17 protein-coding genes and 1 other annotated feature are annotated in these 21,796 nt (G+C 41.0%); of the genes, 6 read left to right on the top strand and 11 right to left on the bottom strand.

The window, feature by feature from the left end; all coding sequences use genetic code 11:
- Positions 1-14 precede the first annotated feature (14 nt).
- The 3 genes from ileS to ACZ43M_RS02315 all read right to left on the bottom strand — a co-directional run bounded on the left by ileS (position 15) and on the right by ACZ43M_RS02315 (position 6,472).
- Positions 15-3,098, bottom strand: a complete 3,084-nt coding sequence (ileS, locus tag ACZ43M_RS02325) for an isoleucine--tRNA ligase (protein WP_464505883.1) — start codon at positions 3,096-3,098, stop codon at positions 15-17.
- A gap of 46 nt (positions 3,099-3,144) precedes the next feature.
- Positions 3,145-3,386: a binding site (T-box leader), on the bottom strand.
- Between the two features lie 99 nt (positions 3,387-3,485).
- Positions 3,486-5,558, bottom strand: coding sequence for a DUF4179 domain-containing protein (locus ACZ43M_RS02320; RefSeq protein ID WP_464505882.1), 2,073 nt, complete (start codon positions 5,556-5,558; stop codon positions 3,486-3,488).
- A gap of 32 nt (positions 5,559-5,590) precedes the next feature.
- Entirely contained in the window at positions 5,591-6,472 is an 882-nt protein-coding gene (locus ACZ43M_RS02315) for a LysR family transcriptional regulator (RefSeq protein WP_464505881.1), read from the bottom strand.
- A 157-nt stretch (positions 6,473-6,629) separates the two neighbouring features.
- Between ACZ43M_RS02315 and ACZ43M_RS02310 the strand changes: the two genes are divergently transcribed.
- The 3 genes from ACZ43M_RS02310 to ACZ43M_RS02300 all read left to right on the top strand — a co-directional run bounded on the left by ACZ43M_RS02310 (position 6,630) and on the right by ACZ43M_RS02300 (position 10,156).
- On the top strand, positions 6,630-7,343 hold the full coding sequence (locus tag ACZ43M_RS02310) for an L-2-amino-thiazoline-4-carboxylic acid hydrolase (RefSeq protein ID WP_464505880.1): 714 nt from the start codon (positions 6,630-6,632) through the stop codon (positions 7,341-7,343).
- Positions 7,336-8,556: an allantoate amidohydrolase gene (locus tag ACZ43M_RS02305; RefSeq protein ID WP_464505879.1), complete on the top strand. Its 1,221-nt coding sequence runs from the start codon at positions 7,336-7,338 to the stop codon at positions 8,554-8,556. Before ACZ43M_RS02310 ends, ACZ43M_RS02305 begins: the two co-directional genes overlap by 8 nt.
- Positions 8,557-8,692: 136 nt before the next feature.
- Positions 8,693-10,156, top strand: coding sequence for a sodium/proline symporter (locus ACZ43M_RS02300; protein ID WP_464505878.1), 1,464 nt, complete (start codon positions 8,693-8,695; stop codon positions 10,154-10,156).
- Between the two features lie 250 nt (positions 10,157-10,406).
- On the opposite strand, the gene ACZ43M_RS02295 is transcribed toward ACZ43M_RS02300, so the two are convergent.
- Positions 10,407-10,550: a hypothetical protein gene (locus tag ACZ43M_RS02295; protein ID WP_464505877.1), complete on the bottom strand. Its 144-nt coding sequence runs from the start codon at positions 10,548-10,550 to the stop codon at positions 10,407-10,409.
- A gap of 531 nt (positions 10,551-11,081) precedes the next feature.
- Positions 11,082-12,455 carry a 23S rRNA (uracil(1939)-C(5))-methyltransferase RlmD gene (gene rlmD, locus ACZ43M_RS02290; protein WP_464505876.1) on the bottom strand — a complete coding sequence of 458 codons (1,374 nt, stop codon included), beginning with the start codon at positions 12,453-12,455 and terminating at the stop codon, positions 11,082-11,084.
- Positions 12,456-12,637: 182 nt separating this feature from the next.
- Here rlmD and ACZ43M_RS02285 point away from each other — a divergent pair, with 182 nt between their 5' ends.
- The gene (locus ACZ43M_RS02285; protein WP_464505875.1) at positions 12,638-12,958 is read left to right on the top strand and encodes a hypothetical protein; all 321 of its coding nucleotides are present in this window, start codon (positions 12,638-12,640) and stop codon (positions 12,956-12,958) included.
- Positions 12,959-13,194: 236 nt separating this feature from the next.
- Here the strand turns inward: ACZ43M_RS02285 and ACZ43M_RS02280 are convergent, their stop codons facing one another.
- From ACZ43M_RS02280 to ACZ43M_RS02265, 4 genes are all read right to left on the bottom strand, one after another.
- Entirely contained in the window at positions 13,195-14,658 is a 1,464-nt protein-coding gene (locus tag ACZ43M_RS02280) for a nicotinate phosphoribosyltransferase (RefSeq protein WP_464505874.1), read from the bottom strand.
- 67 nt (positions 14,659-14,725) lie between these two features.
- On the bottom strand, positions 14,726-15,277 hold the full coding sequence (locus ACZ43M_RS02275; RefSeq protein WP_464507923.1) for a cysteine hydrolase family protein: 552 nt from the start codon (positions 15,275-15,277) through the stop codon (positions 14,726-14,728).
- An 844-nt stretch (positions 15,278-16,121) separates the two neighbouring features.
- Positions 16,122-17,063 (bottom strand): diacylglycerol kinase, encoded by a 942-nt coding sequence (locus tag ACZ43M_RS02270; protein ID WP_464505873.1) that lies wholly within the window; start codon positions 17,061-17,063, stop codon positions 16,122-16,124.
- A gap of 195 nt (positions 17,064-17,258) precedes the next feature.
- Complete coding sequence (locus ACZ43M_RS02265) at positions 17,259-18,044, bottom strand: class I SAM-dependent methyltransferase (RefSeq protein ID WP_464505872.1); 786 nt, start codon at positions 18,042-18,044, stop codon at positions 17,259-17,261.
- A 97-nt stretch (positions 18,045-18,141) separates the two neighbouring features.
- On the opposite strand from ACZ43M_RS02265, the gene plsY reads away from it, so the two are divergent.
- On the top strand, positions 18,142-18,762 hold the full coding sequence (gene plsY, locus ACZ43M_RS02260) for a glycerol-3-phosphate 1-O-acyltransferase PlsY (RefSeq protein WP_464505871.1): 621 nt from the start codon (positions 18,142-18,144) through the stop codon (positions 18,760-18,762).
- 45 nt (positions 18,763-18,807) lie between these two features.
- On the opposite strand, the gene ACZ43M_RS02255 is transcribed toward plsY, so the two are convergent.
- Positions 18,808-19,365, bottom strand: coding sequence for a thioredoxin family protein (locus tag ACZ43M_RS02255; protein WP_464505870.1), 558 nt, complete (start codon positions 19,363-19,365; stop codon positions 18,808-18,810).
- 146 nt (positions 19,366-19,511) lie between these two features.
- Between ACZ43M_RS02255 and ACZ43M_RS02250 the strand changes: the two genes are divergently transcribed.
- A complete protein-coding gene (locus ACZ43M_RS02250) occupies positions 19,512-19,943 on the top strand; it encodes a VOC family protein (protein WP_464505869.1) in 432 nt (143 codons plus the stop codon).
- 451 nt (positions 19,944-20,394) lie between these two features.
- On the opposite strand, the gene ACZ43M_RS02245 is transcribed toward ACZ43M_RS02250, so the two are convergent.
- Positions 20,395-21,633 (bottom strand): IS110 family RNA-guided transposase, encoded by a 1,239-nt coding sequence (locus tag ACZ43M_RS02245; RefSeq protein ID WP_464505251.1) that lies wholly within the window; start codon positions 21,631-21,633, stop codon positions 20,395-20,397.
- Positions 21,634-21,796: the final 163 nt, after the last annotated feature.

Genomic DNA, 21,796 nt, shown 5'->3' with positions numbered 1-21,796 from the left:
CAGGTTAGATATTTTTACATAATTCCTACAAGAGTTTCCTCATCCCCAACGATAAGTGATTCCATTTGTTCTGTTGGCGAAAAATGGAGGTTACTTAGGATTATGCTTCTATTTATTAATGGACTATGTTCAACTATTGATTGTTCTAGAGCTTTCGAGCAACTTATATAAAGGTCTATTCTCTTATCAACCGGCAAACCCATTTTTTTACGAAGGTCCTGAACGCCTCTAATAAACTCGCGGATCATTCCTTCCTTTCTAAGTTCATCACTGATATTTATATCGACAATAACAGTGAAATTCCGGTTAGCGGCCTCGGAGAAACCTGTTAGGACTGCAGTTTTCTGAACAAGAACATCATCTTCCCCCAGGTATACAACCTCTTGATTCTGTAATGTTACAGCAAGGGATTTTGTGTGTAGAAAATGTTCTACTTCCTCTGCTGTGGTTTTATTTAGACGTTGATTGACCTGATTCACGACTTTACCTAAGCGCGGACCCGCTGTTTTGAAATTGAGCTTCAATTTTACCTCAATAAACTCTTGCGAGGAATCAACCCACTCGACAGTCTTTACATTAAGTTCGTCTTTGATACTTTCTTCAAAAGGAGCAAGTGCCCCTGCTTCTTGATTGTTTGAGATAACCACCATTTTTCCAAGCGGTAGTTTTGTTTTAATTTGATGCTTATTCCGAACACTTCTCCCCAGCTCAACAATTTCTAGAACTGCCTGCATTTGTTTTTCAAGCTTTTCGTCAATCAGCTCTATCACTGCTTTAGGATAGCTAGTCAAATGAACACTTTCTCCTGTTAGCGAGAAGTAAATTTCTTCTGTTATAAAAGGAACAAAAGGCGCCAACAGCTTGGTAAGCTCCAATAATACTTTGTGTAAAGTATGAAACGCTGCCAATTTATCATCCGTCATCCCTTGGCTCCAGAACCGTTCCCGATTTCTGCGTACATACCAATTACTGACTTGTTCAACAAGCTGGCCTGCCAATCTTGCAGCGTTCGTTACCTGGTAAAGATCTATTTCCTTTTTCATCAGGGATGCCGTTGTCATCAGCCGTGATAGAATCCATCTATCCATAACCGATAAAGTGCCGGTTGAGTGGACTTGCGGCTTGAAGGAATCTATATCAGCATAAAGCTTATAAAAATGATAAAGACTTGAAAGTGTATCAACTAGCTTGGATTTTGCTTCTTGTACATTTCGGTCGGAAAAACGCTTGGCATTCCATGGGGCACTATCCTCAATCAGTGACCATCTAAGGGCATCAGCACCAAAGGTTTTTATAAGATCAACTGGATCGAGGGCATTGCCTTTGCTTTTTGACATTTTTTGTCCATGTTCATCTAAAACATGGCCCGTTGCCAGCACATTTTTATAAGGAGCTTTGCCAGTATAAAGGATAGAGACAGCTAGCAATGAATAAAACCAGCCTCTTGTCTGATCAATTCCCTCAATCACCACATCAGCTGGGAATTGTTTTTGAAAGAGTTCAGCATTTTCAAAAGGTGTATGGTATTGGGCAAATGGCATGGAACCACTGTCAAACCAGACATCAATCACTTCAGGCGTCCTATGCATTGTTCCCTTACAAGATGGGCAATTTAGCCTGATTGCATCTACATATGGCTTATGAAGCTCAACATGTGCAAACTCTTCAACACCTCTCTCCTTTAATTCCTCAACACTCTTTGGCGCCGCTTCTTTACCACATGAAGAACACACCCAAACATTTAAAGGGGTCCCCCAGTAGCGCTTTCGGCTGATATTCCAATCGACCATACCCTCTAAGAAGTTTCCAAAGCGGCCATTTTTGATATGGTCTGGATACCAATTTACTTGCTGGTTTTCGTGTATAAATTCAGCCTTTAATGCAGTTGTTTTGATAAACCAACTTTCCGTCGCATAGTAAAGTAACGGAGTATCGCACCTCCAGCAGTGCGGATAGGAGTGTTCATATTTCTCTTTATGAAAAAGCAGCTCTTTGTCATGCAGCAGCTTCACAATATCCACATCACATTCTTTCACAAACCTTCCCGCAAGCGGCGTAACCACGTCCATATATCTGCCGGATTCATCTACTACATTGACAAAGGAAAGCCCGTTTTCCTGTACAAGCCTATAATCGTCCTCTCCGTACGCTGGTGCAATATGAACAATTCCTGTCCCGCTATCGTCCGTCACAAAATCAGCTGCGACAATACTATGACCAGTGTTTACCTTTACAAACTCAAATGGAGGCTGATAGGGAAGTCCCACCAAATCTTTCCCTTTTATTTTTTCGAGAATTTGATATGGGGCTTTTATTACCTGATCCAATCTGGCTGAAGATACGATATACGTTTCGTGGTCTATTTGGACTTTTACATACTCAAGATTTCCATTTACCGCTAACGCCACATTAGCCGGGAGCGTCCATGGAGTAGTGGTCCAGCCCAGTACATATTCATTTTCACTAAGTTTAAATTTAACCGTGGCACTTAAGTCTTTCACATTTTTATATCCTTGAGCCACTTCATGAGAACTCAAGGAAGTCTGACAGCTGGGACAGTAAGGTGAAACACGGTGCCCTTTATAAAGTAATCCTTTTTCGTGAATGGTTCCGAGGATATTCCAAACTGATTCAATATAATGATTATCCATTGTCATATATGGATGGTCCATATCCACCCAATAGCCTAAATCCCTAGTAAATTCCCGCCATTGCTTTTCGTAGGAAAAAACACTTTCTTTGCATTTATTAATAAATGCTTCAACACCGTACTTTTCAATTTCCTGCTTGCCGGATATGCCCAGGTCCTTCTCCACACCTAATTCTACTGGCAGGCCATGTGTATCCCAACCTGCTTTTCTTACCACATGCTTTCCGTTCATGGTATGGTACCTTGCGATAATATCCTTTAGTGTCCTTCCTAATGCATGGCCAACATGGGGAAGGCCATTGGCAGTGGGCGGACCTTCATAAAAGACGAAGGTTTCATTATGTTTTCTATTTTCCATGGACTGCTGAAAAATATGGTTACTCACCCAATAATCCAATATCCGCTTTTCCCGCTGCACTCTGCTTTTCTTCTGATTGCTAAACTCCATAATCAAAACCTCCTTTTTAGAAAAATAAAAAACACCCGTCCCTAAAGAAAGGGACGAGTGCATTACCCGCGTTACCACCCAAATTCTGTTGAAAAACACAACAGCGCTTTGTCACCGTACTATCATACGTGTTCCTTTTAACGGCGGAAACCCGTCAAGACTTACTACAGTGTTCAGTCTTGCATCTCAGAGATGATTGTTTCCGTTAAGGCTTCCTCACTGGCTCCCACCAACCCCAGCTCGCTGTAGATTCTATCCTTACGTACTTGTTCTCTTCATTGATTTTATTAATGGAATATTTTGTATATAATACCATCCCTTACACATAAAAACAAGGGGTTATGATCACAAAACTTCACAGCTTAAGCCGCACCCCTTTATATACAGTTATTCTAACGAAATATTCACAACATCATCCAAATACTTTGTCGTGCTGTATCCATAAATCTCCAGGCTTTTAGGAATCACTTTCTCTTGAATGTTGTTACTGTGTAATTCCAGTCTCTGAACGGTAAAGAAATAACGGGGCTGCTCGATTTCTTCATAGGCGACTGGATGTTTATCCATATCGTATTCCACCCCGTTTTTATCAATAACCACTCCCTCAACATTCATATCCATTGAGGTAGTTTCGTTGTCACCCTGTCCTAGAATATTGAAGTTAAGCGCCTCAAACTCTCGATTTTCAACTTCATGATTGCTAATGACAACACTTGTAGGCTCTCCAACTTCCACCTTGTCAATGGAAATGGTACTGCCTGCATATTCAAAGGTTTGCGGATATACTTTAGAAGCATCCAGCTTGATGGTTTTATGGTCGTCAACGGATAATTGGGCTGATTGGAAGCTAATCTGAACTTCTTTGGGGCTTTCTCCAATGATTGGCTCAAAATATGTTCGGAAAGCAAACCAATTCATATCTAGCTGTGAATCCACAAAATTGCTGCCATACCTATCAGCCTTTAATTTTTTATTATTGATTATCAAATGCTCAAAATTAAGTGCATCTATCCGCTTAGCTGACTGTTCAACATTAAGAGAATATTGGAGAATTGTCGCTGTTGGAGCAATGGATAGTTTATTAAAGCGGACCGGTATCCCCTCGATTTCCGTTTCTTCATTCAGTTCATATTCTTTAGATGGTTGTTTAGTCACGGGAATCTCGAACTTCCATTCCCCTGTTTTATAATCCATGTTTTCATAGGGATTAAAACCATTCTGATTAGAAGGATCGTGTATCAATTTCTGAAGTTTTTTTATCTCAAGTTTGATTGTCCCAGTATCCGTAGAGAGTGGAAGCAGGCTCATTTTCCCTTGATACACGTTCTTTTTTTCCTTATTTACCTCCGATTCAAGATCCGGTGGAAAGTATCTTGGAAAGCCTGAAGTCATGATTTTATGTTCATTCTCAACATAGACCCCATCCTGATAATTCATCATATATTGATTGTCTTCATTTATGTCTTCTATTTCATAAAAAACTAGCGTCTGTACTTCATCGGCAATCGCGGCCTTAATCTTAATTTTCACCCCATTGCTTTCCGCTTTCAGATTCAGCCTTTCACCCAAGTCCTGATTCAAAAAGGTACGTAACTCTTGGTCTTCTTCTGTCCACGTATAGTAAAGGTTGGAAAAAGACCCTGTCATCCCTTCTATACCAATTAATAGGGCAAGCACACTTGCAAAAACAATCCCTATTCTTCTACGTTTTTTGATCTTCTGTTGTCTTTGCTTTTCCTCTTCTGCCAGCCTGGCTTTAATGTTGTCCATGAACTGGGTTGGTACATGAAAATGCTCCAGCCTTTCTGTAAGACTTGACAGTGTTAACATGACATCCTGAAACGCAGCCAAATCCTCTTGACAGTCTTGGCAATGATATACATGTTTTTCGAACTCAATTTTTTTCGAACGTTCTAACGTTCTTTCTAAGTAATCTATGTAAACCTTATGGTACTCCTCACAGCCATTAAAGGATGAGCCGAACTCCATTGCTTTTCTAAGTAACTGAATTCCAGAAAATAAATACTCTTTCAGTTTTTCAACAGAAACTTGGAGAAGATGTGCCGTCTCCTCCTGAGAGATTTTTTTTATATATGTAAGAACTACCGCTTCTCTTTCGTACTCTATTAAGTTATCAAGCGCTATAAATAAATCCTGACGCGGTTCACTTTGCTCAGAACCTTGTAAACTTTTATCAGCAGAAAGCTCCCGGCAAATAGGTACGAAAAGGGTCGTTACCCACATTTCGAATGATGTTTCATTTTTATACTGAGGCAATTCCTTGTGGACTTTTAAAATCGTTCTATAAAAAAGCTCTTCCATTTGCTGCTGAGTCCTAAGATAAGAAAAACCTAAAGTATAGAACGATTGTTTATGCTGATCGAACCAATCTACTACGGACTCAACACTTTTTTCTCTTAAAGTAATGATTGATATGGGATCCATTTTTGCTGGGATCATAAATGTGTCCCCCTTTAAATATTCTCTTTAAACTAGTAGTTATTTCCATCATATAACCATTCTTGTATAAAACCTATTAGTTTTTTTGATCCTGGTGCTAAATTCCGAAATGATGCGACAGCAATCCCAATGTGGCGGTAATAATCATCCTCCAATGGAAGGATTCGAATATTTTCAGGAATGCGATACAGAATCATTTCGGGCAGGATGCTAATCCCCAGACCATTTTGCACCATGGCAATGATGGCTTGATCTTCCGCAATTTCGTATTTAATCTTAGGTTTGATTTTATGTTCTTTCAAAATTCGATGGACATCCTTATCAATGCTTGATTTAGGCATAATGAACGCTTCATCATTAAGCTGCTCTAAATGCATGAGTTCCTGCCTTGCCAGAGGATGTGTATCCGGTACAATACATAAAAGTTTGTCCTTTTTTAATGGAATAACTTCATATGCTTTTGAAACGGGTAAGGACATAAAGCCAAAATCAATGGTTCCATCTAAGATCCATTGATCGATTTCATCATAATCTCCTTCAAATAACCTTATTTCAATATGGGGAAATTCCTTATTAAATTGTTTAATGATTTTCGGCAGCCATTGGATTGATACGCTCGGAAGTGTACCAATTCGTACAATACCGGTTTCCAAGCCGTTAATTTTTGAAACTTCCTGCATCATTTGCTCATTCCATTTCAATATTTCCCTTACGTATATCAATATTTTTCCACCATTGATGGTTAGTTGAATACCTGAACGTCCCCGGGTTAACAATGTAAAACCAAAATCAGACTCTAGACTGGCAATGGCATGACTGACGGCGGATTGAGTTAGTCCGATCGTTTCTGCAGCTTTAGATATGCTTCCAGTTTCCACAACGGTTCTAAAAATTTCATATTTAATTAGAGACAAGGAAAGACACCCCAATCATGAATTTTTTTCATACTTAGTATTATAATTATTCAATTGATTTATATAAACCATTGAATTTATAATAACAATCAAAATACTAGTAATTTTATCGGTTTTATTGTTTTTAAATATATAAATTTTTAAAGAGGTGTTGAACTTGAGTATAGCAAGTCATGTTATACCCCCACAATCCATGGAAGTTATGACAGCAAAAATATTCACTGAAATAGATGAACAGGTTACTTCAAAATTTAAGGAAAAAGGAATTGCATTACTGCAAAAGGGACTTGAAAACTTTGGCTATAAAGATGCTGAAGACATTGCAATACAAGCTACAAAGGAAGGACAGAATCATACCTTATTCAAGTATATTCCCAAAAATCACAACACAGCAAATAAGTATGAAAATCTTACCCCTTTTGCTCTCTTTGCCAAATTATTTGCTCAAATCACAAAAGCAGTAGTCGATGAATTTGGTGAAGAAGGCGAAAAAGCGATTAAAGAAGGGGTTTGGCAATTTGGTGAGAAACGCGGCCGCGGCATTGCCCAAAGAGCTAGAGTAAACGGGGCAGACAACTCAATTGATCAATATTTAACAAACTACGATATGGGCAGAAGTGAATTATTTACCTATGAAACGGTGAACAAACCTGAGGAAATTGAGCAGACGTTTACAGTATGTCCATTAGGCCAACAGTGGGCCGACGATAATATGCACAAATATGGGATTCTCTATTGCCAAATGATCGATCCTGCCATTGCAAAAGGGTTTAACAAAAAATTTAATGTCATTCATGATCAATATATTCTAGAAGAAGGAACATGCCATTTCCGTTTCCAATTAAAGGATTCCGAGGAAGACCATGATTAATATCCATCGATTACAGAAACATTTAGAAGAGTTATCGCTGATTGGAAGAACCAAAGACGGGGGCATTAATCGCTTCTCTTACACTAGCGATGAAAAACGTGCAAATGAATTAGTTAAGGATTATATGGAAGCTGCAGGCCTGTCTGTTCATTATGATGCTGTAGGTAATCTAATTGGGAGTCTGGATGGACTATACCCTGATTTACCTGCTGTTTTACTTGGTTCTCATATAGATACTGTTCCAAATGGAGGAAAGTATGATGGCAGTCTAGGTGTTTTAACTGCCATTGAAGTGATTCAATCCTTAAAAGAAAAACAAATTCAACTAAAACATCCTATTAAAGTTATTGCCTTTAAGGATGAGGAAGGAACTCGATTTGGTTTTGGCATGATCGGAAGTCGTGCAGTTGCTGGCACATTAACAACTGATAATTTAGAAATTGCCGATGATCAAGGAATTTCAATAGAACAAGCCATTGCCGATTATGGGTTGGGAAATGGTGCCATTGAAAGCGCAAAGCTGGAGCATGTAAAATGCTATTTAGAAGTTCATATTGAGCAAGGAAAGGTCCTAGAATACAAGGATACAGCAGTTGGATGTGTAACAGGTATTGCAGGTCCGTTATGGCTTCAGTTTCGATTGACCGGATTGTCCGAGCATGCTGGTGCCACACCGATGAGCGGGCGGCAGGATGCACTGGTTGGAGCAAGTCTCATTATTGCAGAAGCCGAGAAAATAGCTAAGGAATATCCAGCTGCTGTCGCTACTGTCGGAAAATTATTCGTAAAACCAAATGGTGTGAATGTCATTCCTGGTGAAGTGGAATGGACAATCGACATTCGCGATATTGATGAAAAAATCCGTGATCAAGTTGAAATAAAAATTAAGTCGTTTGCCGAAAAAGTAGCAGCCGAACGACATTTAGGCTTAGAAATCTCAGAATTACAGCGTGTTGCCCCTGTTCGTTGTGATGAAAATCTACAAACCTTTATTAAAGAAAGCATTCAAGAAGAACATGAACCTGTAGTCAGCTTACCAAGCGGGGCAGGGCATGATGCCATGCAATTTAAAGGACTATTTCCTATTGGCATGATTTTTGTCAGATCAAAAGATGGCATCAGTCACAATCCACGGGAATTTTCTTCAGAACAGGATATCGAAAAAGCAGCAAATGTCTTATATCGAACCATAATAAAGCTGAATGACAACTAAAAAAGCAGCAAAAACAGAGCCTAATATACTTGTTTATTTTTCTAGATTAGGCTCTGATTTTTAAATGCCCTTATTCATACTATTTCACTATGTTTAGTTATATTTATATCCACTTTTATTTCAAGGAGCGAAAAACATGAATTTTTCAGGATCAACGGTTGTATTTGGGGAAATTATCATTTATCTTTTCATTATGCTTGGCGTAGGGGTGTTTTTTAGCAGAAAAAATTTAGACCATGCCGATTACTTTCTTGGGGGAAATAAGCTGCCTGGCTGGGCATTGGCCTTTTCCGAGCGGGCTACCGGTGAATCGGCCTATATGTTTTTAGGCGCAGTTGGATTTATATACGTTTCCGGCTTATCAGGCATATGGATTTTGTCGGGAATGTTTTTAGGAATCATTTTTTCCTGGTTTGTTTTGGCTAAACGGTTTATGAAAGAAACGAAAAAATATAATGTTTATTCGTTAACCGATTATATCGCTGTTAGATTTCCCGCCCATGGTAACTTGATTCGTTGGTTATCGTCCATCATTATGGTTGTCTTTTTTACATGCTATTTAGCAGCTCAATTCTCCGGTGTCGGGAAAACACTTTTCTCATTCTCAGGATTGAATATCACGATTGGAACTATCATCATTGCCCTGATTATTATTGCTTACTCTTGTATGGGTGGATTTATGTCGGTTGTATGGACAGATACGATACAAAGCTTTTTAATGGTTTTGGCATTCATCATTGTCCCAATTGCAGGCTTTACAGAGATTCAGCATCAAGATTTATCCATTTCTACCGCATTAAGTTCAATGGGGAATGGTGCAGACAGCTGGTTCGGGGGAATGACCGGGTTGGCACTTGGAGCGATGTTATTCACGAATCTTTCCTGGTTCTTTGGCTGGCTTGGCGGCCAACCACAATTAAGCTCACGTTTCATGGCATTTAAGGATGAAAAAGACATGAAAACGGGACAAACGGTTGCATTGATTTGGACTTTAATTGTCTATGTTGGCGCGTTTATTACTGCCATTTTTGCTTCTGTCATCTATAAGCAAGGAACGATTGACGATCCAGAAATGATTTTGCCTCATATGGTATTTGATTTACTGCCGCCATGGGTAGCTGGAATCATTATCGCTGGCATATTGGCCGCCATTATGTCAACAGCTTCCTCTCAATTGCTTGTTATTACAACCTCAGTAAGTGAGGATATCGTTCATAAAGCAATGGGCGTAACCATGAAAAGTCATACCTTGGTGAAATTATCCCGCCTCATTACGATTGTAAGCGGCCTTGTGGGAATCGTTGTTTCATTAGCCTCCGGTTCCATTATTTATACGATGGTAAGCTTCGCTTGGGCAGGGGTCGGCAATACCTTTTCTGTGGTCATCCTGCTAACATTCTTTTGGAAGAAAACATCCGGAGCAGGCGTACTCGCTACGATTATTACTGGATTCATCAGCGCCATTCTCTGGACGATTTCTCCATTAGAAGGGATTGTGTCTTCTAAAGCTGCAACTTTCTTTATTTGCCTAATTGTCGGGATTGCCGTGAGTTTATGGTTCCCAGAAAAAGAATCAAAATCAGTTAAAGTAGCTGTGTAGAATAAATATTTTTCTTCTTCCACTTCCTAATTTTACAGGTTTGAGATTTTAAGAAATTTCGATACTTGATAAACACAAGAAGCCCGTTCCTTTGAATGGGCTTCTTTACTTAGTAATAAAACCTGGGCATTTTGTGTTGACATAATTGCGGCCTGTTCCCCTGTACACCTATAAAGTGCAGGGAGACAGGCCCTTCCATTTTATTTGTTATTTCATTTTCGAGAAGATAGCCTGGTCATTGAATCTGGTATCAGGTAATGACTAAATAGAAGATATAGACAAGAACTGCCCCAATTGCAATGATGTAAGCAAGAAAGACAGGATTCAGCAGAACAGGGTGTCTTCGAATATTGTTGTCAATTTCATCATCAAATTCACTATTACTCGTACTCACTCTTTTACCTATTCCAAATGTAACAAATAACCCAACAATTAGAATTAATGCAATAATCACCAAAAAATAAATCATGTGATTCCCACCTTTTTTCATATTTTTTGAAAAAAAGCAGCGTTCTATTCATGCAATTGAAATCACTGTCTATAGTTGATAAGGCTTTAATTTAGGGACTTAATACTAAATTACAAACCCAAGCAGATACACAAGCGTCAACGGACATTTCTGATAAAAAGGCTGCTTTAACAGAAACAGCTGATAAAGAGATTCAAGATGCTAACGCCGCTTTAGATGCAAAATATAATGAATTATTTCCACCTGCAACTGCTGGACAATAATAACAAAAAGCCTCTACTCATTGGGTAGGGGCATTAAGGATATCTTTTTTGCTTTAATATATGAAAAAGGGATTGGAATCCGAGAACTTAGAAAAGGCTTAGACTGACAAGAAATTAAAAGAATTATGCCCCGAAATCGGAAAAGTATTTTTTCACAAAATCAGGGCTGGAATCGGAAAAGTTTATTTTTGGGTTACATCTTTAAAATGAGTTGCGAAACACATTCAACATGAGTCGTCATCGGAAACATATCCACTGGCTGGACTTCCAGCGTTTTGTAGCCGCCGTCCTCTAAAATTCTCAAGTCCCGTGCCAGGGTGGCTGGGTTACAGGAGACATAGACGACCTTTTTTGGTTTCATCTCGATAATGGTTCGAAGCAGTGCTTCATCGCAGCCCTTGCGAGGCGGGTCGACGACCAACACATCTGCCGCATTCCCTTCCTTATACCATTTCGGGATTACAAGCTCCGCTTCTCCAACCGCAAATTCCACATTGGTCATTCCATTCAGCTTGGCATTCCGTCTCGCGTCCTCAATCGCCTCCGGTACTACCTCCACACCGAACACCTTTTTTGCCTTTTGCCCTAAAAATAACGAAATCGTACCAATGCCGCAATAGGCATCGATGACGTTTTCCTCACCTTTCAGATCCGCATACTGGAGTGCTTTATCATAAAGAACCTTCGTCTGGACAGGATTCACCTGGTAAAACGATAATGGGGATATAGCGAATTTCACATCACCAATGTAGTCATAAATCACTTCGCTGCCCCAAAGGACGGTTGTTTTCTCCCCAAGGATCACATTGGTCCGCTTGGAATTGACATTATGGACAATTGATTTTACCTTTGGCAAGTGGGCAGTAATCTCCTCCACCAGCTTTTCCTTATGAGGAAGCTCAGCCGTTCTCGTGATGATTACTACCATTAATTCTCCGGTCTGTTTACCGTATCTGGCCATGATATGCCGTAAAGCGCCTTTATGCGTTTGTTCTTGATAAGCAGGGATCCCAAGCTCGTTGCAGATTTGCTTTACAACCTGCACAGCCTCATTCACTTCAGGCAGTTGAATCAAGCTTTCATCCGTATCGACAATTTCATGGGTTCTGGGTTTAAAGAATCCGGCTATTAGCCTGCCATCTATTTCGCCGACAGGGACTTGGGCTTTATTTCGATAATAGAATGGGCTATCCATTCCAATAATCGGTTGAACCACTACATCTTCCAGTTTTGCAATTCGGGCCAGCACTTGGCGAACCTGATTTTCCTTATATTTCAACTGACCCTCATAGCTGATGTGTTCAAGCTGACACCCGCCATATTTGTGTTTTTCACTACTGGGAATTTCAATTCGGAACGGGCTTCGCTCGTAAAGCTCAATTAAGCGTCCGATTCCATAGCTTTTATTAACCTTAATCACTTTGATCTGTGCCTTTTCTCCTGGCAGTCCATTGGGAACGAAAATCGGATAGCCATCAACCTTTGCCACCCCCGCCCCGTCATGGGTTAAATCTTCAAAAACAGCATCTATGTATTCATTTTTTGTAACCGGCAATTCTCTGCTCATTCTCTTCTTCCTTTACTCGTTTTAGCTGACAAGATTGTACCATATACCCGTTCTGATTGCGAAATCCCGGGCGCTCGTCTCAATTTTTATAAAATAGGCGCAAAAATTGTCAGAATATTTTTGTTTTCAAATATAATGAAAGTGTATATGATTAAAACAATCTCATGGAAGGGGTGAACCAGATGAAGATGTTGAGGCCGCTCTCCTTCAGCTTGCTCCTTGCCTTCCTGGCCATTACTTTTTTACATTTTTCACAAGGGCCACCCGTCAATCATCATGTTACCAAAGCAATCATCTTCCTGAATGATACACAGGAAAAATGGCAATGGGATGATGAGAAGAAAAAATCTACCGACGTGCCAATACTTCTTATTCTTGCCATCGCACTTACGGCAGCAACGCCCCCACTGAAATACTTTTCAAAAATCATCACAAGAAATCACATCTTTCTTACGCCCATTTTTCATCAATCCAACTATGTGATTCTTCCTCCCGCATTCTGAACACTAAAAATAAGGGAGGAACATAATATGTGGCTTCGTTTTATTATGATTGGCTTGTTTTCGATATCGGCAGCAGGAATGCTGACCTACCAGGGTGTCGAAATCTACCACGCGTTCATTGATTTCTTTAAACAAAAATAAGACAGAAAAGCGGAAGCGCCTTGTTCAAGCGCAGCGCTGGAACTGGACAACAAAAAGGAGTCCCTGCTATTTTGGGGACTCCTTTTATCATGGCGCTATTCTTTCATCGCTTCTACTTTTTCTTTTACTTCTTCAATATTCTTCATTTTGTTATCCCAGCATTTTTGACTTAAGTCAACCGGGTAGTGTTCTGGGTTCATAATCCGCTTGTACTCGTCCCAGAGGGCATCGAGATTTTGCTTCAAGTAAGCGCGGGACTCTTCCAGGCAAGGAAGCTCATAAACCAGCTCACCGTTCACAAAAACTTCCTCATGAAGATCCTTTGCTGTAAAGTTTGTGACCACCTTGTTTAAGTACGTATGGGTTGGATGGAACATTCGCAGCTTTTTCTCTGGAAGCTTTTCACCATCCATGGCGATGTAATCCCCTTCAGCATGGTGGTTTGTATTATTAATAATCCGGTAAATTTTCTTGGCGCCAGGTGTTGTTACTTTTTCCGGATTAGAAGAGATTTTGATTGTATCCTCCATCTGACCTGCTTCATTTTCAATCGCTACAATTTTATAAACAGCACCTAGTGCCGCTTGGTCATAAGCTGTAATCAGCTTCGTGCCGATTCCCCAGCTGTTGATTTGTGCACCTTGGGCTTTCAAGTTCATAATCGTATATTCATCCAGGTCGCTGGACGCGAAGATTTTTGCATCCTTAAAGCCTGCTTCATCAAGCATTTTCCGCGCTTTCTTTGACAAATAGGCAAGGTCGCCGCTATCGAGGCGGATGCCTATAAAATTAATCTTATCGCCAAGCTCCTTGGCCACTTTGATGGCATTTGGCACACCAAGGCGGAGCGTATCATAGGTATCGACCAAGAATACACAATCTTTGTGCGTCTCTGCATATTTATGGAAAGCGGTGTACTCGTCTTTATAAGCTTGGACCATGGCATGGGCATGTGTACCTGAAACCGGAATGCCGAACCGTTTGCCAGCGCGAACATTACTTGTAGCCTCAAAGCCGGCAAGATAAGCTGCACGTGTTCCCCAAATCGCGGCGTCCATTTCCTGTGCCCTTCTTGTTCCGAATTCCATTGCGATTTCCTCACCAACAACCTGTTTGATTCGGGATGCTTTTGTTGCAATCAATGTTTGGTAATTCACAATGTTGAGCAGGGCTGTTTCAATTAACTGCGCTTCTGCCAGAGGGGCATCTACTCTCAACAGCGGCTCACCGGCAAAGACAAGCTCGCCTTCTTTCATGGACCGAATGGTTCCAGTGAAACGCAAGTCTTTAAGATAGTTTAAAAAATCGTCCTGGTAGCCTACTTCATTTTTCAAATACTCCAGGTCTTCCTCCGTGAAGCGGAAGCCTTGAATATATTGAATGACTTTTTCCAAACCGGCAAAAACGGCATAGCCATTTCCAAACGGCAGTTTACGGAAAAACAAATCAAAGACCGCACGTTTATTATGGATACCATCCCTCCAATACGTCTCTGTCATATTAATCTGGTAAAGATCTGTATGCAGAGTCAAACTATCATCATGGTAAATGTGTTTCATAATCGACCTCCAATGGGACTAATACAGCTATCCAACATTATTACCAATAATACCATTAAAAAGACTTTTAAACCACTGAAGCCCCGAGTGATTGTTCAAAATGTCCGAGCGCCCATTCATGCCCGGCAGGATTGAAGGAGGCAACAGCATCTCTATAGACAACGATTTTAAAGCCTTTGTTATAGGCATCTACGGCTGTATGGAGGACGCAAATATCAGTACAGACCCCGACTAGGTGAACCTCGGTAATGCCGCGCTCGCGAAGTTTGATTTCCAAATCGGTTCCAGCAAATGCGGAGTATCTTGTTTTGTCCATATAGTGGACATTTTCTTTTTGTTTATTAGTTTCATATATCTCTTGTAGCGATCCAAATAAGTCTCGGCCTGCTGTTCCACGCAGGTTATGCGGTGGGAACAGTTTTGTTTCCGGATGGAATTCGTCCCCTTCGTGGTGAACATCGATGGCGAACACGACATAATCTCCGTTTTCGATAAATTCCTTTGTTAGCCCTGTGATTCTGCCTTCGATTTCTTGTCCCGGCTTTCCGCAAGTTAACGCTCCCGCATCATGCACAAAATCATGCGTATAATCGATATTGATTAATGCTTTTTTACCCATACCCCATCGCTCCTTTGAAAGTGTCTTGACTGATGTCTTTAATTCATTATACACAGATTTCTGGATGTCTGGAATATTGTAACTCATTGTTAATCCCTTAAAATTATTGTTATCTTCGGAGTTTCAAAGACCCGTACATATATGATTACTTCTTTGGAGGGTCACTATGATGTCTACATAGTGACTGTATCTCTGGAATTTTCGCAAAGATGGGCTCTATGAGACCTTCATAGTGACCGTGACTCTTCGTTTTTCCCTTGGACGGGTACTATGCGCCTCCCATAATGACCGTCGCTCTTGTTTTTTCCCTTGGACGGGTACTATGAGCCTCCCATAGTTACCGTCACTCTTGTTTTTCCACTTGGACGGGTACTATGAGCCTCCCATAGTTACCGTCGCTCTTGTTTTTCCCCTTGGACGGGTACTATGAGCCTCCCATAGTTACCTTCGCTCTTGTTTTTTCCCTTGGACGGGTACTATGTGGCTTTCATAGTGACCGTGACTCTTCGTTTTTCCCTTGGACGGGTACTATGAGCCTCCCATAGTGACCGTCGCTCTTGTTTTTCCCCTTGGACGGGTACTATGAGCCTCCCATAGTGACCGTCGCTCTTGTTTTTCCCCTTGGACGGGTACTATGAGCCTCCCATAGTTACCGTCACTCTTGTTTTTCCACTTGGACGGGTACTATGAGCCTCCCATAGTTACCGTCGCTCTTGTTTTTCCCCTTGAACGGGTACTATGAGCCTCCCATAGTTACCCAACGGATCATATTCTTTCATGTTCGGGCACTATGAGCATTTAATGACGGAAAAAAAATCCGCCCCCGGAAGGAGCGGACCTATTGTTAGCTATATCTTTGGCCTGAAACCCAGTCGGTTGGCCGGTCGTTCTCACGGATATCATCCAGTGGGACGAATACTTCCAAATGGCGGTACAGATTGGCAAACTCGGCAGGCAGCAAGCCGCCAAATTCCCCGTCCAAATTCAATTGAACTTTTTCCTCAGATTGAACCTTGATTCGATTGGCCTTTGTATAGATCACGTTCGGATCATTTATATGTTCACCGCGGATTGCCAAGGTTGCAACCCTGATAAATTCGGCCAGATTTACCTTTTTCAAAATTAACAAGGTGAACAGTCCATCATTAATCGAAGCGTCCGGAGCCAATTTTTCGAAGCCGCCAATCGAATTGGTCAAGCCGACGAGGAACATCATCGCTTCTCCTTCAAACAGCTTCCCGTCATACTCAATCCGAAGATCGGAGGCCTTGATGGAAGGAAGCATTTCCATTCCCTTTAAATAATAAGCCAGTTGTCCGAGCATTGTTTTTAACTTGCTCGGAACCTCGTATGTCAACTCGGTTATTCTGCCGCCACCAGCAATATTAATAAAATATTTATCATCGATGCGTCCAATATCAACAGGGATTAGTTCCCCTTTTGTAATAATGTCAACAGCAGCCCCGATATCCCGTGGAATATGCAAGGCACGGGCAAAGTCGTTTGTAGTGCCAGCGGGAATAACCCCCAACTTTGGACGATACTCCTGCTCGGCGAGGCCATTGACTACCTCATTGATCGTCCCGTCGCCGCCTGCAGCAATCACGACATCATATTGACGCTCAACTGCTATTCGTGCGGCCTTTGTGGCATCTCCGGCACCAGTCGTGGCATGACAGGATGCTTCATACCCTGCCATCTCCAGTTTTTCCAGGATATCCGGCAAGTGGCGCTTAACCAACTCACGCCCAGAGGTAGGATTGTAAATTAGTCTTGCTCTTTTCATTCTCATCATCCTATTTTCAAATTCGGCAACCGATACATCGCTTCTATATTCTACCAATTTATGCGATTGCTTACAATTGGACCAAAATTCCTATTTATTCGTTAAACATCCAAATACTATAATACAATTGTTTTATCTTTTTGCAAAAAATAAAACAAAAAAACGTGCAGGTTCTTCCCCACACGTCTGAAAAAACTATTCAACCTTTTTAGCCAATATGCAAACATTGCAATCATGCGGAATCAGATAGGGCTCATCATCCGGCAGGGATACGAATAGGTCCCGCAGAGCCTGTTTGCGAACAGGTTCTTCCAAGCTGACAAGCCAGGAAACAGATCTCATCCTTTCTACCCATGTCTGCTTGGTAAAACTTACGGTGTAGTTCAGTTTAAAAAAATCCTGCAGTTCAAGGCCGCCCAAATGCCATTCCTCGAACCACTCGACAGGGAAGCCATTAATCCTCTGCTTGGCATCCGCCTTTGATCCTGCCGGCTTTACTCCGCCCTCCACATATTGGGATAACACTTCAAATGTTTTCTGAACAACAGCATGTTCCGATAAAAACCCTGAATCGATTACGAGCAGTTTCCCGTTCGGTTTTAGAATTCTTCTTATTTCATTGATTGCCTTTTCGCGATCAAACCAATGCCACGCCCGCATAACCGTGACCATATCATATTGTGAACCTGCCAAACCGGTGCATTCGGCCGTTCCTTGCCGGTAGGGAATACGATAGTTTTTTGTTATATTCAATGCCTCCGCCTGTTCTATTAGTTCTTGAGACGGTTCAATCCCGATGATTTCACCTTTACGCATGGCAATTTTTCGAGTCAGGGCACCTGTGCCCGCTCCGATATCGACAATTTTCTTCCCCTCAAAACTAATGTTTCGGATTAGCAGGCTATCCATTAACGACGTAGGAATATCCTCCCTAGCTCTTGCATAACTATTAGAAACTTGGCCAAAATCTACTTTTCCCATATTGGCGCCTCTTTTCAATTTCATGTAAATTCATCAAAATAATACCATTTAATTATGGTAGAATAAAAGAAAAATATATTTTGAGGGAATGATTCATATGTTTTGGTTGCTGCTCCTTGCTTCCTATTTGATTGGAAGTTTCCCAACAGCTTTGATTGTGGGCAGGGTATTCTTCGGGGTTGATATTCGTGACCACGGCAGCAAAAATCCCGGTGCCACCAATACACTTCGTGTGTTAGGTAAAAAGTCGGCCATTATTGTCCTGCTTATTGATCTCGGAAAAGGGGCCCTTGCAGCGTCATTGCCGCTGATCTTTCAGTTAGACGCCGAACCATTATACTTTGGTCTCGTTGCGGTAATCGGCCATTGTTTCCCGATTTTCGCCGGATTCAAGGGTGGCAAGGCTATTGCGACCACTGCCGGTGCACTGCTCGTTGCCAACTTCCCGTTGCTTGCCATCGCCTACGTCACCTTCTTCCTAGTTATCTTTTTAACAAAGTATGTTTTCTTTGGTTCCATTTCTGTTGGTCTTAGCTTGCTGATTTACGACTTATTTCTTGAAAACCTTCATTTTGAACTTATTTTTTCATTATTCCTTTTGTTCTTAATCTATTTGCACCGCTCCAATATCCGAAACTTTGCCCTCGGAATAGAGCCGAAAATTAATGATAAAAACTTAATCAACGACCGGATACCGCCAAAAAATATTAAAATGTGAAAAAGGCTCCTAGCTGATTTTTTTATCAGCTGGGAGCCCTCTTTTTTATTTTGTAAGCTTTGAAATAATGCTGTTGGCAACTGCCTGCCAAATGGCTGCATCAGTTAGGTAATTTTCATTGAAGCTCTTGTACAGTGCAAGCTGCTTCTCCTGAAAATCCGGAGCATCCTTATCAGGCAAGGCGGCACGGCCTGCGTCAACTCGCGCCTGCACTTCCGGTGCACGAGGTCCCCATACCGCCACTTCGTTTCCTTCCTGATCGATAAAAATATAAATCGGAATCGCCCGTGATGTTCCGTTCGTCAAATATTGGTCCATCAATTCAAGATTTTGGTCACGGAGCACCATCACAATCTCCATATCTGCAGCCTCAGCAATTCGCATTAAGATGGGATTGTTCAGCATGGCATCGCCGCACCAGTCCTCCGTCAGGACAATGGCCCGCAGCTTTTTGGGTATCAATGCCTCCAGCTTATTGCGATCCTCTTCAGTTAACGAGAACTTCTCATAGATCGATACCATTCCATCCTTATTTCTGGTCATGGCATTAATGTAGTCATCGACTGACATGCCTTTTTCAAACCATGCATTTAAATCCTTCATGTATCAGCACCCCTTCCATTTACTTTTTATCATAGACATTTTGCTTATGTGATACAAATGAACCGCCTTCATTATTCCAATGCTAAGAAGGAGATTATTATGAATACGTAGAAAAGGTTACCAATCATATTTTTGGAGGGATATAAATGGTTCCACAAAGAGTAAGTCTTCTTACAATTGGTGCATACGATCTGCCAGCACTCCGGGAGTTCTATCAATCACTTGGCTGGGAGCAAACTGAATTTAGCTCCGACAACTATGCTGTATTTAAAACAGCAGGTGTTCTGTTATCCTTATTTCCTATTGCGGAGCTGGCGAAGGATGCTGGCATAGAGTTCTCGCCATCACCGGAAACGTATCGACCAGTTACTTTCGCCATCAATGTAAACGAACCCCAACAGGTCGATGCGGCAATTGAAAATATCCGAGCGGTCGGCGGAAAAATACTAAGGGAGCCAAGTGATGCTTTTTGGGGCGGTCGGACAGCCTATTTTGCCGACCCGGAACATAATCTTTGGGAGGTCGCTTGGAATCCTAGCTCTGTCTTTGATGAGCGTGGCGCGATGATTTCCTTTTAATAGCTGTTCAAACGCCAGGATATCTTAATCCTGGCGTTTGTGGTTTATACCCTCTTGACATAATCCGCCTCTAAATGTCTTAAACAAACGTTTGGTTAGATTGCTAAATAATCGCTTCATTCAAAGACTTATTCCCCAAACCCCCGAATAATCTTGTAGAAATACGGACTGTTAATCAAAACGTTTGGATAGATAGCAGAAAGCCCTATATCATAACGTTTTTCGGTAAAGTCCTAAAAAGTTTGTCATTTACTGAAAAAAGGCATTACATGATTATCTAAGATCAGGGAAATTTCGGGCAATTTTCGTTAATCAAAACCAGCTAATAGTTTGTCAACATTTTTCAGTAAAAAGTTAAAAATACACGTGTTATACTAAAAATAAGCATGCCAAATAACCTTCCCTCACTACTATACTGGAAGGTTTTGTTTTATTTAGTTATATATAGGATTTAATCCATATCATGGAAATTTGTTTTGCTTTTTAGTAAGGCATAAATCCAATGTAATAACTTATTAACACAGGCAATGACAGCTACTCTATAAGGTTTTCCTTCGTCTCGCTTTTTGTCATAAAAAGCTCTTAACCTTTTGTTACGTGGGATGATTTCTTCTGTTGTTTTCTTCCTACGAGAATCACGTATCCCACTTTGAACTGCCAGATATAAAGCATGTCTGAGCCTGATAGAACCTCGTTTAGTGATACGGTTTTTCGAGGCGGTAAATTTACCTGAGGAATAAACACTTGGATCGACTCCTGCGAATGCTATCAGCTTTTTTGCGTGATTAAACCGATCTATCTCTCCAATTTCGGAAATAATCGTGGCGGCGATTTTTTCTCCGATCCCAGGGATAGACTGGATAATCTTATATTCTTCAAATTCTTTAGCTAGGGCATCTATTTCTGCTTGTAACTTCGATAGATGCTCTTGGTATTGAAGAATTATATTTGCCAGTATTTCGATATTGATAATATGACTCTGATATAAGTTTTTTTGAAACGGGTTACGAAGGGCCGCATTTCTTAATGCTTGGGCCTTTTCTTTTGCCCATTTTTTCGAGCGACTATGGCACAGTGAGGTAATCTTAGCTGCTATTTCACACTCGCTTGCACTTAACACCGCTTCAGAAGTTGGAAAAGCTAGAAGAGTAAGCAATGAAACCTTTGAAAATAAACTCCCGAATACACCTTTAAACTCAGGAAAAACCTGATCCAAAATAGCGTGAAATTGTAACTTTGTTTGAGCTGCTACTTCAGCTAAAGACTCTTGTTGCCTTGTAAGATTTCGAAGGTTTAAAAGTTGTATTCCACGCTTTTTGTGGGGCTCTAATTCCTCTTTATAATACAATTCACATAAATGGTAAGCATCAATCGCATCCGTTTTTACCTTTCTAAGACTTGAACTTTTAGCTCTATGAGAAATAAGTGGGTTCACAATAATATAGACATAGTTCTGTTCCTCCAAAAAATGAACAACAGGAGTATGATAATGACCTGTCGATTCCAACACAACCGAAGGTTGATGACCACCTGTTATTTTTTCAAGTTCTTTAAGGAATCTCAATAACTTCCCCAGGCCATCAAGATTATGTTTAAAACTAAATCCCTTACGATACGGTTTCCCCTTATCTAAAAAGCCCTGAACTTGGCTTTCCCCATTTGCTACATCCAGACCTACGACTGGATTCATGACTTAATCTCCCCCTCCAAAATATAGTATTAGTCGGTAACCCCTAAAGCTCCTTGTAATGTCATAGGTTCGCTTGTTAAACGGGATCTGCGTCCCAACCAGCCCGAAACATGTTCATACAAGTAGGGGGTGAACAGTTTTGATTTCGGGATCAAGTCCCACG

The sequence above is a fragment of the Neobacillus sp. B24 genome, assembly GCF_055381825.1.
Note: the sequence above shows the minus strand (reverse complement) of the source record. Positions and strands in the feature narration are given on the sequence as shown.

Bases quoted from the DNA above. Each gene is read 5' to 3' on its own strand.
- ACZ43M_RS02285 (WP_464505875.1), top strand. From the start codon at position 12,638: ATGAAGATGTTGAGGCCGCTCTCCTTCAGCTTGCTCCTTGCCTTCCTG.
- ACZ43M_RS02245 (WP_464505251.1), bottom strand. From the start codon at position 21,633: ATGAATCCAGTCGTAGGTCTGGATGTAGCAAATGGGGAAAGCCAAGTT.
- ACZ43M_RS02280 (WP_464505874.1), bottom strand. From the start codon at position 14,658: ATGAAACACATTTACCATGATGATAGTTTGACTCTGCATACAGATCTT.
- ACZ43M_RS02255 (WP_464505870.1), bottom strand. From the start codon at position 19,365: ATGAAGGATTTAAATGCATGGTTTGAAAAAGGCATGTCAGTCGATGAC.
- ACZ43M_RS02320 (WP_464505882.1), bottom strand. From the start codon at position 5,558: ATGATCCCAGCAAAAATGGATCCCATATCAATCATTACTTTAAGAGAA.
- ACZ43M_RS02305 (WP_464505879.1), top strand. From the start codon at position 7,336: ATGATTAATATCCATCGATTACAGAAACATTTAGAAGAGTTATCGCTG.
- ACZ43M_RS02300 (WP_464505878.1), top strand. From the start codon at position 8,693: ATGAATTTTTCAGGATCAACGGTTGTATTTGGGGAAATTATCATTTAT.
- plsY (WP_464505871.1), top strand. From the start codon at position 18,142: ATGTTTTGGTTGCTGCTCCTTGCTTCCTATTTGATTGGAAGTTTCCCA.
- ACZ43M_RS02275 (WP_464507923.1), bottom strand. From the start codon at position 15,277: ATGGGTAAAAAAGCATTAATCAATATCGATTATACGCATGATTTTGTG.
- ACZ43M_RS02265 (WP_464505872.1), bottom strand. From the start codon at position 18,044: ATGGGAAAAGTAGATTTTGGCCAAGTTTCTAATAGTTATGCAAGAGCT.
- ACZ43M_RS02250 (WP_464505869.1), top strand. From the start codon at position 19,512: ATGGTTCCACAAAGAGTAAGTCTTCTTACAATTGGTGCATACGATCTG.
- ACZ43M_RS02270 (WP_464505873.1), bottom strand. From the start codon at position 17,063: ATGAAAAGAGCAAGACTAATTTACAATCCTACCTCTGGGCGTGAGTTG.
- ileS (WP_464505883.1), bottom strand. From the start codon at position 3,098: ATGGAGTTTAGCAATCAGAAGAAAAGCAGAGTGCAGCGGGAAAAGCGG.
- rlmD (WP_464505876.1), bottom strand. From the start codon at position 12,455: ATGAGCAGAGAATTGCCGGTTACAAAAAATGAATACATAGATGCTGTT.